This is a genomic window from Streptomyces sp. NPDC018833, assembly GCF_044390825.1.
In the GTDB taxonomy this organism is placed as follows: Bacteria; Actinomycetota; Actinomycetes; order Streptomycetales; family Streptomycetaceae; genus Streptomyces.
The window spans coordinates 346,647-362,078 of sequence record NZ_JBIRZM010000006.1 but is presented as its reverse complement, the minus strand read 5'-3'; the positions used below and the strand labels follow the sequence as shown (position 1 = coordinate 362,078).

At 71.4% G+C, this 15,432-nt stretch carries 14 protein-coding genes; 6 read left to right on the top strand and 8 right to left on the bottom strand.

Annotated features, from left to right (window positions below; translation table 11 throughout):
* Positions 1 to 118: 118 nt before the first annotated feature.
* A complete protein-coding gene (locus ACH5AF_RS15775; RefSeq protein ID WP_398902209.1) occupies positions 119 to 1,678 on the bottom strand; it encodes a DUF1996 domain-containing protein in 1,560 nt (519 codons plus the stop codon).
* Positions 1,679 to 1,881: 203 nt separating this feature from the next.
* Between ACH5AF_RS15775 and ACH5AF_RS15770 the strand changes: the two genes are divergently transcribed.
* Positions 1,882 to 2,415 carry a GNAT family N-acetyltransferase gene (locus ACH5AF_RS15770; RefSeq protein WP_398902208.1) on the top strand — a complete coding sequence of 178 codons (534 nt, stop codon included), beginning with the start codon at positions 1,882 to 1,884 and terminating at the stop codon, positions 2,413 to 2,415.
* 72 nt (positions 2,416 to 2,487) lie between these two features.
* Here the strand turns inward: ACH5AF_RS15770 and ACH5AF_RS15765 are convergent, their stop codons facing one another.
* On the bottom strand, positions 2,488 to 3,495 hold the full coding sequence (locus ACH5AF_RS15765) for an NAD-dependent epimerase/dehydratase family protein (RefSeq protein ID WP_398902207.1): 1,008 nt from the start codon (positions 3,493 to 3,495) through the stop codon (positions 2,488 to 2,490).
* Between the two features lie 128 nt (positions 3,496 to 3,623).
* Here ACH5AF_RS15765 and ACH5AF_RS15760 point away from each other — a divergent pair, with 128 nt between their 5' ends.
* Complete coding sequence (locus ACH5AF_RS15760; protein ID WP_398902206.1) at positions 3,624 to 4,271, top strand: hypothetical protein; 648 nt, start codon at positions 3,624 to 3,626, stop codon at positions 4,269 to 4,271.
* Positions 4,272 to 4,318: 47 nt separating this feature from the next.
* Positions 4,319 to 5,746 (top strand): PepSY-associated TM helix domain-containing protein, encoded by a 1,428-nt coding sequence (locus ACH5AF_RS15755; RefSeq protein WP_398902205.1) that lies wholly within the window; start codon positions 4,319 to 4,321, stop codon positions 5,744 to 5,746.
* Between the two features lie 161 nt (positions 5,747 to 5,907).
* Here the strand turns inward: ACH5AF_RS15755 and ACH5AF_RS15750 are convergent, their stop codons facing one another.
* Entirely contained in the window at positions 5,908 to 6,492 is a 585-nt protein-coding gene (locus ACH5AF_RS15750) for a winged helix-turn-helix domain-containing protein (RefSeq protein WP_398902204.1), read from the bottom strand.
* 507 nt (positions 6,493 to 6,999) lie between these two features.
* Positions 7,000 to 8,031 (bottom strand): glutamine synthetase, encoded by a 1,032-nt coding sequence (gene glnII / locus ACH5AF_RS15745; RefSeq protein ID WP_398902203.1) that lies wholly within the window; start codon positions 8,029 to 8,031, stop codon positions 7,000 to 7,002.
* A 654-nt stretch (positions 8,032 to 8,685) separates the two neighbouring features.
* On the opposite strand from glnII, the gene ACH5AF_RS15740 reads away from it, so the two are divergent.
* Positions 8,686 to 9,597, top strand: coding sequence for a Gfo/Idh/MocA family protein (locus tag ACH5AF_RS15740; protein ID WP_398902202.1), 912 nt, complete (start codon positions 8,686 to 8,688; stop codon positions 9,595 to 9,597).
* 231 nt (positions 9,598 to 9,828) lie between these two features.
* Here the strand turns inward: ACH5AF_RS15740 and ACH5AF_RS15735 are convergent, their stop codons facing one another.
* A complete protein-coding gene (locus ACH5AF_RS15735; protein ID WP_398902201.1) occupies positions 9,829 to 10,512 on the bottom strand; it encodes a hypothetical protein in 684 nt (227 codons plus the stop codon).
* Positions 10,513 to 11,164: 652 nt separating this feature from the next.
* On the bottom strand, positions 11,165 to 11,527 hold the full coding sequence (locus ACH5AF_RS15730) for an arsenate reductase family protein (protein ID WP_398902200.1): 363 nt from the start codon (positions 11,525 to 11,527) through the stop codon (positions 11,165 to 11,167).
* A 119-nt stretch (positions 11,528 to 11,646) separates the two neighbouring features.
* Here ACH5AF_RS15730 and ACH5AF_RS15725 point away from each other — a divergent pair, with 119 nt between their 5' ends.
* Positions 11,647 to 11,913, top strand: coding sequence for a hypothetical protein (locus tag ACH5AF_RS15725; RefSeq protein ID WP_398902199.1), 267 nt, complete (start codon positions 11,647 to 11,649; stop codon positions 11,911 to 11,913).
* A 35-nt stretch (positions 11,914 to 11,948) separates the two neighbouring features.
* Here ACH5AF_RS15725 and ACH5AF_RS15720 read toward each other — a convergent pair whose 3' ends face one another.
* Together ACH5AF_RS15720 and glnA are read right to left on the bottom strand one after the other, a co-directional pair.
* Positions 11,949 to 12,812: an MOSC domain-containing protein gene (locus ACH5AF_RS15720; RefSeq protein WP_398902198.1), complete on the bottom strand. Its 864-nt coding sequence runs from the start codon at positions 12,810 to 12,812 to the stop codon at positions 11,949 to 11,951.
* Between the two features lie 364 nt (positions 12,813 to 13,176).
* On the bottom strand, positions 13,177 to 14,586 hold the full coding sequence (gene glnA, locus ACH5AF_RS15715; RefSeq protein ID WP_398902197.1) for a type I glutamate--ammonia ligase: 1,410 nt from the start codon (positions 14,584 to 14,586) through the stop codon (positions 13,177 to 13,179).
* 220 nt (positions 14,587 to 14,806) lie between these two features.
* Between glnA and ACH5AF_RS15710 the strand changes: the two genes are divergently transcribed.
* Positions 14,807 to 15,274: an RDD family protein gene (locus ACH5AF_RS15710; RefSeq protein ID WP_398902196.1), complete on the top strand. Its 468-nt coding sequence runs from the start codon at positions 14,807 to 14,809 to the stop codon at positions 15,272 to 15,274.
* The last annotated feature ends 158 nt before the right edge of the window (positions 15,275 to 15,432 follow it).

The following is a 15,432-nucleotide window of genomic DNA, read 5'->3' as shown; positions in this document are numbered from 1 at the left end:
CGGTCCGGACCACCGGGCCGGCCCGGAAAGGCCGCTGCACGAGGACGTCCGCACACGGCGAGGCCGGGTCTGCCTGGAACACTCCAGGCAGACCCGGCCTCGTGCGTCGTTCGGCGGGTCACTGACACTTGCGCCCGTCGTTGATGCAGTCCACCACCTCCTCCATGAGGTTCTCGTCGAAGACGTTGATGAAGTCACCGTGGTCGGTCACCGGCTTGTGCAGCTGCTCGGGGAACGAGTCCACGGCGAACACCGAGGGGTTGTCCCCGTCGAACACCGGAGGCGGCACGTCGTAGACGATGCGCTGCACCAGCTGCGGAATCGCCTGGAAGCCGTTGGGGCAGCTGCCGTCCTCGTCCGCGAAGGCCACATGGGTGCGGTGGTTGGCACTGTCGATGTTCTGGCCGTCCCAGCAGCTCTGGAACTTGAAGGTACGCACCACCTGGCTGCCCTCCGGGCAGATCGGGTACTTGTCCTTCAGCTGACGGTCCTCGAAGCCGGTGCAGCTCCATGAGGCGTTGGCATTGGCGTCGCCGTTGACGAAGGCCTTCGCATCACCGGTGATGATGCGCAGGAACCTCGGCATCGCCGTCACCTCGCTGACCGGGCTGCCGACGAAGGTATTCGTGACCTGTGACGGTGTCTGGATCTCACCGACGTTCTGGTCGTTGCCGCCGCCGTCCGCATTGGCGTCGTTCTCCTGCTGCCCGTTCTGCAGGCGCAGCACCGGCCAGAAGTACGTCGACTTGTCGCCCTGGTTCTGGCACGTGGTGTCACCGGCAGCCAGGTCGTCGTCGCTGGCGAAGGCGTCGTTGGCCTGGTTGCCGACGTAGTCGTGCATATGGTGGGCGCCATTGCTCACGCCCGGGGCGACGATGACGTTGTCCGGGTTGAACTTGCCGTTGGCGTTCACACCGCAGTCCGTGGTGAACGTGCCTTGGGAGGCACCGTTCTGGTTGGGCGGCTCCTGGACGTTCGGCTGGACGTTCTGGATCTCGACGAAGTCGCCCGCCTCGGGCCCGTTGCCGGCCTGGCCGGCGTTGCCGCCCTGGTTGTCGCCGTCGTTGCCGGCACCGTCGTTCTGGCCGTCGTCCTGGTTCTGGTCGCCGTCCTGGTTCTGGCCGTCGTCGTTCTGATCGCCTCCGTTCTGGTCCCCGCCGTCGTTCTGGCCGTCGCCGTCGTTGTTGCCGTCGTCGCGCAGGGTGCACGGAGCCATCTGCTCCAGTCCCTGCGGCCGTTCGGCCGAGCGGTCGATCAGCGCGACGATCCGCTGGATGGTCACCAGGCGTTCGTTGCGCAGCGGAGCCAGAATCTGGTTCTCGGCGAAGGAGCGGTCCGACTGCACCCGCTCCCTGTTGTCGGCGAACCGCTGATAGGCCGTGGTGATCTGGGTGTCCAGTGTGGCCAGTTCGCGGTCGACCGCGAAGCGCTGCTGGTCGGGTACCTCCTGGAGCGAATTGCCGACGTCCGGACAGTCGACGGTGGACACCGGTTGGTCGCCGGCGGCGCGGGTGGTGCTGTTCCGCTGCCCGTCGTCCCGTCCGCCCGGCCACCAGCCCTCGCCTGCGGAGGCATAGGTATTGGCCGCTAGCAGCCCGCCCCCGCCCAGGATCAGTGCGGCCGAGGCGGCGATCGCCCGGTTGGCCAGCGTGGAGCGTTTTCTCGATGTGCGTCCCATGGAACTCCTCTGCTTCGTTGCCGGGGGGTGTGTGGGTTAAGGGGGGTCCCGGCAGAGGGAGAAGCGCGTCCTTCCATACGGGAGTGGCCGGTGGGGTGTTCATGGCAACGGCCGATTCATAGAAAGGTCCAGCGCCAAACCGGTGCTTTGGGCTCAACCCGGACGCGGTCGGCGCGGGCCCGCCCATTCGGCACAATGGGCGCATGACCGAGATCCTCACGCCCCGCCTCCTCCTGCGCCGCTGGACGGAGGACGACCTCGCGCCCATGGCGGAGATCAACGCCGACCCCGAGGTGATGCGCTGGATCGGCGACGGCTCCGTGCGCGACCTGGAGCAGACGGCGGAGGACATCGAGCGCTGGGAGGAGGAATGGGACGAGGAGGGTTTCGGCCTCTTCGCCGTCGAGCTCCTCGCCTCCGGAGAGCTGGCGGGATTCGCCGGGCTGTCCGTACCGGACTTCCTCCCCGAGGTGCTCCCGGACATCGAGATCGCCTGGCGGCTCGGCCGCCCCTTCTGGGGGCAGGGCTACGCCTCCGAGGCCGCCCATGCCGTCCTGGAGTTCGCCCTCCAGGACCGGGGCCTGGACCGGGTCGTCAGCATCTGCCGGGCGGGGAACACCGCGTCCGAGAACGTGATGCGCAAGCTGGGCATGACACCGGAACGCGAGACGGTTCACCCGGAGTACGGGTATCCGCTGCGGGTCCACGCGATCGACCTCACCGAGTACAGCGGCTGACGCAGGCGCGCCGGGGCCGAGGAGCCATCGCCCCGGCCGGCGGCCTCCGGTGCACCGGCCGGCACGCCCCCGCTACGCCCCCGGCCGCCCGCCCAGCAGCGCCGCTTCCAGCGCGGGCGGGAGCCCGACCTCCGGCCGGTCCGGGCGCTGGGGAGCCGGGCCGTCGAGCGACCGCAGCCACGACCACGTGTCCCGCACCGTCTCCCGCACCGGCCGGCACGTGAGGCCCGCCGCCAGCGCCCGGGACACACCCGCTCCGTGCACCGCTCCGTGCATCTCGGGGCGTTCCGCCGCCGGGACCCAGACCGGGAGGTGGGACCACGGCTCGGCACCCGCCGACAGCACCACGTCCGCCGGTGTCCACCGCAGCCGCGCCGCCGACCCGGTCGCCGCCACGCACGCGTCCAGCAGCTCACCCATCGTCGTGTGGCCTGGCTCGCTCACCACGTTGTACGGGCCGGCCAGGCCCGCTTCCACCGCGTCGAGCGTCCACTCGGCCAGGTCGCGGACGTCGATGTACTGCAACGGTGTGTCTCGCGGCCCCGGCGCGACGACGTCGCCGCCGCGCGCGATCCGCATCAGCCACCACGGCAGGCGGCCGACGTTCTCCCAGGGGCCGAGGATCAGCCCCGCCCGCACCAGCAGCGAGCGCGCGGCACCGAACGCGTCGAGGACGGCCAGCTCACCGCCCCGCTTGGCCTGCGCGTACGGCACGTCACCCGCGTCCGGGGATCCCTCCACCAGCGGCGCGCTCTCGTCGTACCCGGCCGCCGGCGGCCAGGCGTACACCGAACAGCTCGACACATGGACACAGCGATGCACCCGGCCCGCCAGCAGCCGTGCCGTGTCACGCACGGCCGCCGGCGCGGCCGACCAGGTGTCGACGACCACGTCCCAGTCGCCGTCGGCCAGCGCGGCGAGGCCGCCGGGGGCCAGCCGGTCACCGATGAGATCGACCACCCCCTCCGGCGCCGCATGCCTGCCGCGGTGGAAGACCGTGACCTGCCATCCCCGCGCGAGCGCCGCCATCACGACCGCGCGCCCCACGAACTCCGTCCCGCCCAGCACCAGAAGTCTCATGAGCACGACTCTGCCCCCGCCGCCCACCGCGGCCACAGCGATTCTGCTACCGGAAGAACGCCTGCGGAAAGGTCCGTACCGGGAGTCACTTCCCGTCCCCGCTCCGGGAATGGCAGCATGAGCCGACGATGACGAATGCCCGGTCGCCGATGCGCGCCTTACGGGCCGCACTGTTCGCGGCGGTGGCCGTCATCCTGGCAGCCATAGGGCATTTGTCCCGGTCAGCGCACGATGTACCTGCTTCCGGGCTGTTCGCCGCGCTCGGCGTGACGGCCGTCGCCGGCTGGTGCGCGGCCGGCCGCCGCCGCGGCGCCTGCTCGATAGGCGCCGGGCTGCTCGCCGTCCAGGGCACACTGCATCTGCTGTTCTCCGGCGCGGGCCGCACTCCGTCGACACCGACATCGGCACTGACACCGGCACCGCACCACCACGCGCGGCACGAGCAGTACGACACCGCGCAGACCGCCGTCGAGACCTTCGACACCGGCATGCTCGCCGTCCACCTGCTTGCCGCCGCCGGCTGCGCCCTGTGGCTGGCCCACGGCGAGGCCGCCTTCTTCCGGCTCGCGCGCGCCGCGCTCGCCTTCGCGTTCACACCGCTGCGGCTGCTGCTGGCCGTCGTACGGCTGCCCGAGCCGCGCGCCGCGACGAGCCCCGTCGTCGAGGTGTCCGGCGTACCCCGCCCCGGTGTCGTCGTCCTCGCGCACACCGTGATCCGCAGGGGCCCGCCCGCGTGCGCCCTTGCCCGCGCCACGGCCCCCGGAGCCGCTGTCTGACCTGGGGGCCCGTTTCCCCATGTCACCACCGACTCCCAGGGACCACCATGTCCGCAGACGCCCCCAGCAAGGGCACCGCACCCGAATCCGACGCGAGCACCGCTCCCGAAGCGCGCGGCGCGCTGCGCCCGCTCCTGCTCCGTCTCCACTTCTACGCGGGCCTCCTGATCGCCCCGCTCCTCCTCCTCGCCGCCGTCAGCGGCCTGCTCTACTCGCTGTCGTTCCAGGCGGAGACGTTCCTCTACCGCGATGAACTGCGCGTACCCGTCGGCGAACGTTCCGTCCCGCTGTCGGCACAGGTCGACGCCGCCCGCGCCGCCCACCCCGAAGGCACGGTGACCGCGGTGTGGCCGTCGTACGAGGACGGCGCGACCACCCGCGTACTGATGACCTCGCCCACGGTGGAGGACGGCACGTCCCTGGCGGTCTTCGTCGACCCCTACACCGCGGCCGTACGCGGCGAACTCGCCTCGTACGGCAGCTCGGGCGCGCTCCCGCTGCGCGCCTGGCTCTCCGAGTTCCACGCCGATCTGCGGCTGGGCGAACTCGGCCGGCACTACAGCGAGCTGGCCGCCAGCTGGCTGTGGGTCGTCGCGCTGGGCGGGCTGGTGCTGTGGTTCGGACGCCGACGCCGTACCAATCGCGATCTCTTCCGGCCCGAGCGCGGCACCAGGGGCCGTCGCAGGACGCTGTCCCGGCACGGCTCCGTCGGCCTGTGGGCCGTCACCGGTCTCGTCCTGCTCTCGGCTACGGGGCTGACCTGGTCCCGCTACGCGGGCGAGAACATCGACGCGGTGCAGTCCCAGCTCGGCGGGTCCACCCCGGTCGTCTCGGCCGCACTCGCGCCGGGCGGCGGCAGCGGCGGCGATCATGAAGGGCACGAGGGTCACGGCGGCGGCTCCGACGCCGGCCACGCGGGCGCGGACGTCGGCATCGACAACGCCGTGGCGGCGGCCCGCGGCTACGGCGTCGACGGCCGGATCTCCGTGATCCTGCCGGCCGACGGCGCCGGATACGTCGTCAAGGAGACCGACACCCAGTACCCGGTCCACCTCGATTCGGTCGCCGTCGACCCGGCCGACGGCAGCGTCATCGACCGACTCCGCTTCGACGACTACCCGTTGCTCGCCAAGCTGACCCGGTACGGCATCGACGGCCACATGGGCGTCCTGTTCGGCCTGGCCAACCAGCTGGCGCTCGCCGCGCTCATGGTCGCCCTGATACTGCTGATCGCGTGGGGGTACCGCATGTGGTGGCAGCGCAGGCCCACGAAGGAACGCACCCTGTCGGCGGGCCGCCCCATGCCGCGCGGCGCCTGGCGCAAGGCACCGGTGACGGTGCTGCTGCCGCTCGCCGCCGCGACGGCACTCGTCGGCTGGTTCGTGCCGATGCTCGGCATCAGCCTGCTGGTGTTCCTCGCGATCGACATCGCGCTGGGCGCCGTCTCGAAGGCCCTGGCCCGGGCCCGCGCCTAGGACCGGGAGCCACGGCCCTGACCTGGGACCGGACGGGAGCCGGATCGGGAGCCACGGCCCTGGCCTGGGACCGGACGGGAGCCCTGGCCTGGCCCTGACCCGGGGCCGGGGCCTGCGCCTATGAACCCGGAGCCCGAGCCCTGACCCGGAGGCGCGGCGTGTCAGGGCGCGTACTTGTAGCCGACCCGCCGCACGGTCTCGATCGTGCGGCGGTGCTCGGCACCCAGCTTGCGGCGCAGCCGGGCGACATGGACGTCCACGGTCCGGCCGTCGCCGACGTGACCATAGCCCCAGACGGTGGTCACCAGCTGATCGCGTGTGTGCACCCGGTGCGGGTGCGCCACCAGATGCGCCAGCAACTCGAACTCCAGGTAGGTCAGGTCCATTTCCCGCCCGTCCACCCGGGCAGTTCGGCGCACCGTGTCGATCGTCACCGGGCCCGCGCCGGCGGGGCGCTCCTGCGCGGCGGCCGGGGCGACGGGCGACTGCTGACCGGCCGGTACGAGGACGAGGTAGCCGACCATCGGGGGCCGGCCCGGCAGCGTGGGCAGGGCGTGCGGCGGCGCGGGCAGCCAGGTGGCGCCCGGCGTCAGGAGGTCCGCCACGTCCACGACCTCATCCTGGTCGATGGCACGCAGCCGGTGGTGGCGGGCCGGGGGAGCCGTCCGGTCGGCCGTGGCACGGGCGGCTTGCGGTACGGGGGACGCGACAGCGGAAGCGGTGGAGAAGGAACGGCTGTTCGCCATGAGAGATCAGCTCTTTCGCGCGGAGGAAGTCGTCGGTGCGTCGTGAGGACGGACGTACGTCGTGCGCGCTGGCCGAAGGCCGGGGAGCGGCTTTAGAGGGCCTGCGCGTTCACCGCGCGGCAACACACCCGGTCGAAGTCGTGGTGCTGCCGGGAAGGCCAGAACGGCTGGAGGTCGCTGCGACCCGTCGTGGTGTTCTGGAAGCCGGTCATGTGCCCCATTGAAGCAGACCGCCGCGAACTCAGCAGGCCCCTCCCACCCGTTGATACGTGCTCTTTCCTGCATCCGCTCCGCTCAGGCCACCTCCCCACGGAGCCTGTTGCGCCAGACGAGGCGTGACGGTGATCGCCCGGCGCCGGCTCGCAGCGCCGCCGAAAGTCGGGTCGTCGATCCCCCCAGTAGGCGAGCCACCCTACGGCGAAGGGGCGGACGCAGGCGGAAGGGGCGGACGCACGACGAAGGGGCGTCCGCCTCGTCGGCGGACGCCCCTTCGGTGGGCTCAGCGGCTCAGACCTGGCCGGCCTTCTCCAGCGCCGAGCAGCAGGTGTCCACCAGCAGGCGGGTCACCGTGTACGGGTCGACGTTGGCGTTCGGGCGGCGGTCCTCGATGTAGCCCTTGCGGTCCTTCTCCACCTGCCACGGGATGCGTACCGAGGCGCCGCGGTCGGAGACGCCGTAGCTGTACTCGTTCCACGGGGCGGTCTCGTGCAGGCCGGTCAGACGGTCGTCGATGCCCGCGCCGTAGTTCTTGACGTGGTCCATCGGCTTCGAGCCCTCGCCCAGCGACTCGCACGCGGTGATGATCGCGTCGTAGCCCTCGCGCATCGCCTTGGTCGAGAAGTTGGTGTGCGCGCCCGCGCCGTTCCAGTCGCCCTTGACCGGCTTCGGGTCCAGGGTGGCGGAGACGTCGAAGTCCTCGGCGGTGCGGTAGAGCAGCCAGCGGGCCACCCACAGCTGGTCGGAGACCTCCAGCGGCGCCAGCGGGCCGACCTGGAACTCCCACTGGCCGGGCATGACCTCGGCGTTGATGCCGGAGATGCCGAGGCCCGCCGCGAGGCAGTTCTCCAGGTGCGCCTCGACCACGTCGCGGCCGAAGATCTCGTCCGAGCCGACACCGCAGTAGTAGCCGCCCTGCGCGGCGGGGAAGCCGCCCTCGGGGAAGCCGAGCGGACGGGAGCCCTTGAAGAAGGTGTACTCCTGCTCGATGCCGAAGATCGGCTCCTGCGCGGCGAACTTCTCCGCGACCTCGGCCAGCGCCGCACGCGTGTTGGACTCGTGCGGGGTCATGTCCGTGTTGAGGACCTCGCACAGGACCAGGACGTCGTCGCCGCCGCGGATCGGGTCCGGGCAGGTGAAGACGGGCTTGAGCACGCGGTCGGAGGCGTGACCCTCTGCCTGGTTGGTGCTGGACCCGTCGAAGCCCCATATGGGCAGCTCGGCGAGGTCAGCCGAGGAGCCGGGCAGGATCTTGGTCTTCGAGCGAAGCTTGGCGGTCGGCTCGGTGCCGTCGATCCAGATGTACTCAGCCTTGAAGGTCACGGGCCTCATCCTTTGCGGGTGCAGCGGTATGCCGCGAAGCTTGGCAATTCGCGATTTCCCGGCCGTTGCCCGCTTGTGAACCCCACGTTACGCACGAAACATCCGAGGTATTCCCCGGCGTGTCATGCGTGCGCGGCGGGCTGCCGAGTGCTCGTTGAGCAGGGCTCCGGAGTCCGTGGATCCCTGATACGGCCAGGCCGTGCCCAGTGCTTTCCGGCACTTTCCGGGTGCCGTTCGTGGGCGTGGAGCACGTTCAGCGGATGCCCGCGGCGGATCCGCGCCTCCGACGGCCCGGGCGTCTTGAGACACGCGACACACTCCTGCGATCCGTGGTCCGTGATCCGGGATGCGTGATCACTCCTGCGACCCCTTTGGCGCGGTCCCGCTCTGCCACCCGGTGGCGGACGCGCACGGACGTCCGCTCCGGTGCGCCCTCGTGGGTGCTCAGCCGGGTCCCGTACGCGGCGAAGCTGTCGTCCTCGCGTCGTATACAGGAGTCGCATGCACCGCACTGGTGCGCCGTTGCCGGTGGTGCCGCGTGCATTTTCGGGTGGTGCGGCCGCCAGACACCTGGCCGCCGGCTCCCCCCGGGCGCGCCACGCGGCGTCCCTGTGGGAAGCGCTCAGCGAGGGACGCGCGGGCACACTGGTGGGCATGACCAAGCACCTGCGTATCGGACTTCTCGGCGCCGGCCCCTGGGCCGCCATGACCCAGGCACCCGCGCTCTCCGGCCACCCGGACGTCGTCCTCGGCGGGGTGTGGGGACGGCGGCCCGAGGCGGCCGCCGCGCTCGCGGACGCCCACGGCACGACGGCGTTCACCGGAGAGGACGGAATCGACGCGCTCTTCGCCTCGAACGACGCGATCGCCTTCGCCGTGCCGCCGGACGTACAGGCACCGCTCGCCGTCCGGGCCGCCGCCGCCGGCTGCCACTTGCTGCTGGACAAGCCGGTGGCGACGACGGTCGCGGCTGCCCGCGACGCCGCGCAGGCCGCTGAGGAGGCGAAGGTGGCGTCCGTGGTCTTCTGCACGCTGCGGTTCGCCACGGACACTGCGCGCTGGATCGGGGAACAGGCCGCGACCGGCGGCTGGTTCACGGCCCATGCGCAGTGGCTCGGGGCGCTGTTCTCGCCGGGCGCGGAGAGCCCGTTCGCCGCGTCGCCGTGGCGGCGCGAGAAGGGCGGTCTGTGGGACGTCGGCCCGCACGCGCTGTCCGCGCTGCTGCCGGTGCTGGGCGACGTGGTGGAGGTGACGGCGGCCCATGGCCCCTCGGACACCATGCACCTGGTGCTCCGCCACACGAGTGGAGCGTCCAGCACGGCGACCCTCGGCCTGGGCGCGCCCATGAACGCGGCGGGCGTGAGCCTGGTGCTGGTGGGGGAGCGGGGCAGGACGGAACTGCCGGACGGCTGGGGCAATCCGGTGGAGTCGTTCCGCACGGCGGTCAACGAACTCATCGGCGTGATCCGGACGGGCCGGTCGCACCCGTGCGACGTCCGTTTCGGGCTGCGGATCACGGAGATCCTCGCGGAGGCCGAGCAGAAGGCGGCCGGAACGGCGCGGTGATGCCCGCGCCTCGGAGCGGGGAGCGGGCGACAGGACCTTGCCCCCGGGAGCGGGGGAGCCGGGAAAACGGGGAAGGCAGGACGGTGCCGTCCTGCACTCCGAGTGTGCGGCTCGGAGGCGGGCGCTCGGCCCCGGGACAGCGGGGGGAGGGGAAGCGCGGAGGGCACCGTCCTGCGGGCCGGCTGCGGCCGGGCCCGCGGGGGAGTGGGGCGCGGACCCGGCCGCCCGGCGTCAGCCGACGCGCTCGATACGCGCGTTGCGGATCAGGAACTTGCCGGCCTCGCGGACCTGTTCGAAGGCAGCGTTGTTCAGCAGGGCGCAGCTGCCGGACACCGACGTGACCTCGACGGTCGTGGACTTGTTGTTGTCCAGGTTGGTCACCTTGAGCTGGGTGCCTACGGGGAACTGGTTGCTGGAGGCGGCCGGTGCGCCGCCCTCGCCGGAGAGGGTCACGGTCGAGCCGGCGCAGACGACCTCGCCCGCCGCACCGCCACCGGCCTGACCGCCACCGGCCTGGTCCCCGGCCTGGTCACCACCGGCGGCGGGAGGCGCTTCATCCGCGGGCGGTGCCTCGGCGGGCGGCGCTTCCCCGGCGGGTGGCGCCTCCTGGGCCGGCGGCTGTGCGGCTTCGCCGCCGCCCGCCCCGGCGTCGCAGCCCGCGGCCTTCTGCTGGACCCTGATCTGTGCGATCACCGCCTCCCGGTTGGCGATGCGCGCCGCCGACTGGGCGTCCGGACTGGCTTGTTGACCGGCGATGAAGTTCTCGTTGTTCTGAATCGCCTGGGTGAGCCCGTCACAGGCGGCGGAGGCCTGGCTTGTTCCGGTCATGACAACCGCAGTGCCGCCGACCAGCGCCGCCGCGCCGACGAGGAGTGCGAGCTTCTTCTTGCCGCTGAGGGTCTTCTTGCGTGACACGTAAGGGCTCCTGTCCCCGGCCGCGGGGGCGGCCGGTTGGTTCCTTGTGCCCTTACGTACGAGGACCCGTCGGCGTCTGCTCACCGTTCACGCCCGCCTCTTCCTTAACATTCCTTAAGGCAAAGGCCGTTCGCCCGCCGCCCTGCGTCGTTCACCCCGGCGGCAGTGCGGCACAGCGCGTCCGGCGCCCCCTCGTACGGGTGCTCCGGCGGCGTCGCTTTCCCCACCACCAGACCGTCCCCGCGCCGCCCCGCCACCTGGGGATGCCGGCAGTCGGCCGGCTCCCTCCACCGCGAGTCCTGCCGTGCCGCCGCCTTGGCCACGGTCCGCTCGTTCCTACACGGCAGCTCCAGCACGGCGTGCGGGCGCCCACCGCGATGCCCGACACCCGCACCCGCGGCGCCGCGTTCAGCCGGTCACGCCGCCGGCCGGTCGCGCCGTCTGCCGTGCCGCGGCGGGCATCCAGCCACTGACCGGTCCCGCCGGTCGGCGAGGACGCAGCTCCGGCGGTTGCCGACCGTTCCGTACGCCGCAGGAGGAGGTGACGCCGTACGCCGCTGGAAGACGGTGACGACGCCGTACGTCGTGGGGAGCCGTGACCGCCCTACGCGGCCGGGAGTCGCGACCGCCGTACGCCGCCCGGGTCCGCGGCTCAGCCGCGGCCCAGCGCGTCCCGGACCGCGCCCTCCGTACGGCCCACCACCGCCGTACCGTCGTCCGCCGTGATGATCGGCCGCTGGATGAGCTTGGGGTGCTGGGCCAGGGCCGAGATCCAGCGGTCCCTCGATGCGTCGTCGCGAGCCCACGCCTTGAGTCCCAGCTCCTTCGCGGCGGGCTCCTGTGTCCGCGTGATGTCCCAGGGTTCGAGGCCGAGCCTGCCCAGCACCGCCCGGATCTCGTCCTCGGTCGGCACGTCCTCCAGATAACGCCGCACTGTGTAGTCGGCGCCCTCGGCGTCGAGGAGCGTGAGGGCGCTGCGGCACTTGGAACAGGCGGGATTGATCCAGATCTCCATGCCGCACACCGTACCGCTCACCGCTTCATATGCCGTCTGGCCAGCGGCGATTGTCAGTGGCCGCCGGTAGAATGAACAGTAGTTCGGGATGGTCCCGCCACCGCGCCAGGAGGTCGCCGATGGCCGTTGCCACACTCACGACGAAGCCCCTGATCCCCCTTCAGAAGAAGCCGCTCCCGGCCGGACAGCCGCGTGAGTGGTACGTGTCGCACAACCGCCGCCTGAAGGCGATGCGCCTCGCGATCGCCCTGCTCGACGCCGGCGTCTACCACCCGGCGACAGCCGACAACCGCCGCATACGGGACGTGGCCGAGCGCGTCGGCCTGCACGTCCCGTCCGACACGACGTGCCGGATGGTCAGGGCCCTGATCCGCTACGGGCGCTGACCGGAGGAAAGGCTCAGGAGGCCCGGAGGAAAGGCTCAGGAAGCGGGGCGCTCGGGATCGGGCGCCCCGTTCTCGTACCACTGCGGTCGTACAGCGTCGCCGACCGCCAGCGCGCCGCCCCGCAGCACCGCCACCTTCGCCCCGAAGCTGATCTTGTTGTCGTACGCGGGCTCCCGCCGGTACGTCGCGAGCGTGCGCACCGGCTCGGGGCCCGCCCGCCGCCCCGTGACCTGGTCGACCAGTGGCACGGAACAACGCATCGCCCGTACGGAATGGGCGAGTTGCACGGTCCCGATCTCCAGCCGCCGCATCAGGTCCTCGTCGTGCGGCTGGGCGCACCCGTCGAGCACGATGTTCGCCCGGAAGCGGTCCATGGGCACCGGCGTCCCGCCCGACGCCTCGATCCGCGCGTTCAGCCCGTCGAGCGAGGCCTGGGAAACGACGGCCACGGCATGCGCGTCGGCGAAGGCGATCTTGCCCGGTGTCTCTCCCCACCCGTCCCGGTCGAACCCCTCGGGCACCCGCACCAGCCGCGACGCGGTTCCGAGCACCTCGGACAGCCATGCGGCGACCGCGTCCCCCTGGTCCACCGCGTCCCCGACCGGCCGGCCGAACAGGCTCACCGCACGCGGCTTGCCCTCGGGATCCACGTCCACCACGAGCTCCTCGACCCCCTCGGCCCGCAGGCGCAGGGTGCGCCCGCCGTCACCCATCCCGGGCCGTACGGCGGCCAGGGCGGGATGCGTCCGCTGACTGCGGAAGGTCCCGTCGAGGGCATCGACGACCATGAACGTCCGGTCGTGCTCGAGCCCTGTCCCGCCGGCCACAGCGGATCGCACCTCGATCCCGGCGCAGCCCTTGATCGGGTAGTACGTCAGCTTCTGCACGGTGATCCCCATGGGCATGGATCGTAGAGGCGCCCGGGCACGGCGCGCACCCAGGGGAGTGTCACACTGCCCGGTCGGGAACGCCGCGACGCCTTCTCTCGCGAGGCCCGGTCGTTCGCGCCGAGCTGCCGGCCTCAGGGGGAACGGCACGGTGCAGGCACGGTTCGGGCTCATCGCGCGTACCGCTGCCGAACAGACTTCGGGGCAGTCGCTCGGCGGGAGCACCGTCGACTGCGAGGCCAGGGACGGCGAGTCGGACGCCGGAGCAGCTGAGCGAAAAAAGGCCGTCGGCCGTGCCTTCCGGTGATGGAAGAACACGGCCGACGGTCCACACACGGCCCAGGCGAGGGGAAACCCACTCTGACCTGTGGCGTTCTTAGATGTCGAAGTACAGCTCGAACTCGTGCGGGTGCGGCCGCAGCTGGATCGGGGCGATCTCGTTCGTCCGCTTGTAGTCGATCCACGTCTCGATCAGGTCCGACGTGAAGACGCCGCCCACCTGCAGGTACTCGTTGTCCTGCTCCAGGGCGTCGAGGACCGCCGGGAGGGAGGTCGGGACCTGGGGGACGTTCGCGTGCTCGTCGGGGGCGAGCTCGTAGAGGTCCTTGTCGATCGGCTCGGCCGGCTCGATCTTGTTCTTCACGCCGTCCAGGCCCGCCAGCAGCAGGGCCGAGAAGGCCAGGTACGGGTTCGACGACGGGTCCGGAGCGCGGAACTCGACGCGCTTGGCCTTCGGGTTCGAGCCGGTGATCGGGATACGCATCGCAGCCGAGCGGTTGCGCTGCGAGTAGACCAGGTTGACCGGGGCCTCGAAGCCGGGGACCAGGCGGTGGTACGAGTTCACCGTCGGGTTGGTGAAGGCCAGCAGCGAGGGGGCGTGCTTGAGGATGCCGCCGATGTAGTAGCGGGCGGTGTCCGACAGGCCCGCGTAACCGGCCTCGTCGTAGAAGAGCGGCGAGCCGCCCTGCCACAGCGACTGGTGGACGTGCATGCCCGAGCCGTTGTCGCCGAAGATCGGCTTCGGCATGAAGGTCGCGGTCTTGCCGTTGCGCCAGGCGACGTTCTTCACGATGTACTTGAAGAGCATCAGGTCGTCGGCCGCGGCGAGCAGCGTGTTGAACTTGTAGTTGATCTCCGCCTGGCCGGCGGTGCCGACCTCGTGGTGCTGGCGTTCGACCTGGAGGCCGACGCTCTCCAGCTCCAGGGAGATCTCGGCGCGCAGGTCGGCGAAGTGGTCGACCGGCGGGGCCGGGAAGTAGCCGCCCTTGTAGCGGACCTTGTAGCCGCGGTTGTCCTCGACCGCGCCCGTGTTCCACGCACCGGCCTCGGAGTCGATGTGGTAGAAGCCCTCGTTCGCGGCGGTGTTGAAGCGCACCGAGTCGAAGACGTAGAACTCGGCCTCGGGGCCGAAGTACGCCGTGTCCGCGATGCCGGTGGAGGCGAGGTAGGCCTCGGCCTTCTTGGCGATGTTGCGCGGGTCGCGGCTGTACTGCTCACCCGTGATCGGGTCGTGGATGAAGAAGTTGATGTTCAGCGTCTTGTCGCGGCGGAACGGGTCCAGGCGGGCGGTCGACAGGTCCGCGCGCAGCGCCATGTCGGACTCGTGGATCGCCTGGAAGCCGCGGATCGACGAGCCGTCGAACGCCAGCTCGTCCGAGGGGTCGAAGGCCGTCGCCGGGATCGTGAAGTGCTGCATGACGCCAGGAAGGTCGCAGAACCGGACGTCAACCATCTTTACGTCGTTGTCAGCGATGTACTTCTTGGCCTCGTCGGCGTTCTGGAACATCCAACTCCTCCTACTCCCACCCGGGGAGGGGCGGGGTTGCAGCTCGTCCGTGCGGCCAGTGCGGTGGCACACGCTGGACCCGACCATAGGCAGGCCGGATTTCTCAAGCATGACCCATTTGTTTCGAAGAAGTTAACCGGCACGGGTGCCGGGCACCCATTGCAGGCCGCTGGGGGACCCGGGCCGAAGTGATCCAAAGCGGGCGCAGTACCGTGGTCGGGTGGACAACAGGCAAGCAATCGGATCGTGGCTCTCCGGGCCCCGCGCGGCGGCCGAGGACATGGGTGTCGACTTCGGGTACCGGGGCCAGCGGCTTGGTCTCCCGGAGACGGGACCGGGCTCTGTGGCCCCCCTCGGACGGCGCTTCGGAGCACTGTTTCTCGACTGGGGACTGTGCTGCCTGATCGCATACGGACTGTTCGCGGGCAGTGACCAGCAGGCGACGTCCAACCGCGCCCTGCTGATCTTCCTCGTCATGAGTGTGCTGACGGTCGGCACCGTCGGCTGCAGTCCCGGCAAGCGGCTCCTCGGCCTGCGCGTCGTCTCCGAGCGCGGCGGCCGCCTCGGATTCGGCTGGGCCGTCGTCCGCAGCGTGCTGCTGTGCCTGGCCGTGCCGGCACTCGTCTGGGACCGAGACGGCCGCGGTCTGCACGACCGCCTCGCCCGCGCGGTCCAGGTCAGGATCTGAACGTCGCAGGACAGAAGAACCGCTGGGCAGCAGGCGGCGGCGCAGGACACAAGGACGTGACGGAGGCGGGCCCGGCCCAAGGCCCGCCCCCCCCCGGCCCCCCCGGGGGGGGAGCGCCCCCAGCCCCCCCCCCCGCCCCCCCACCCCCGCCCCCACCC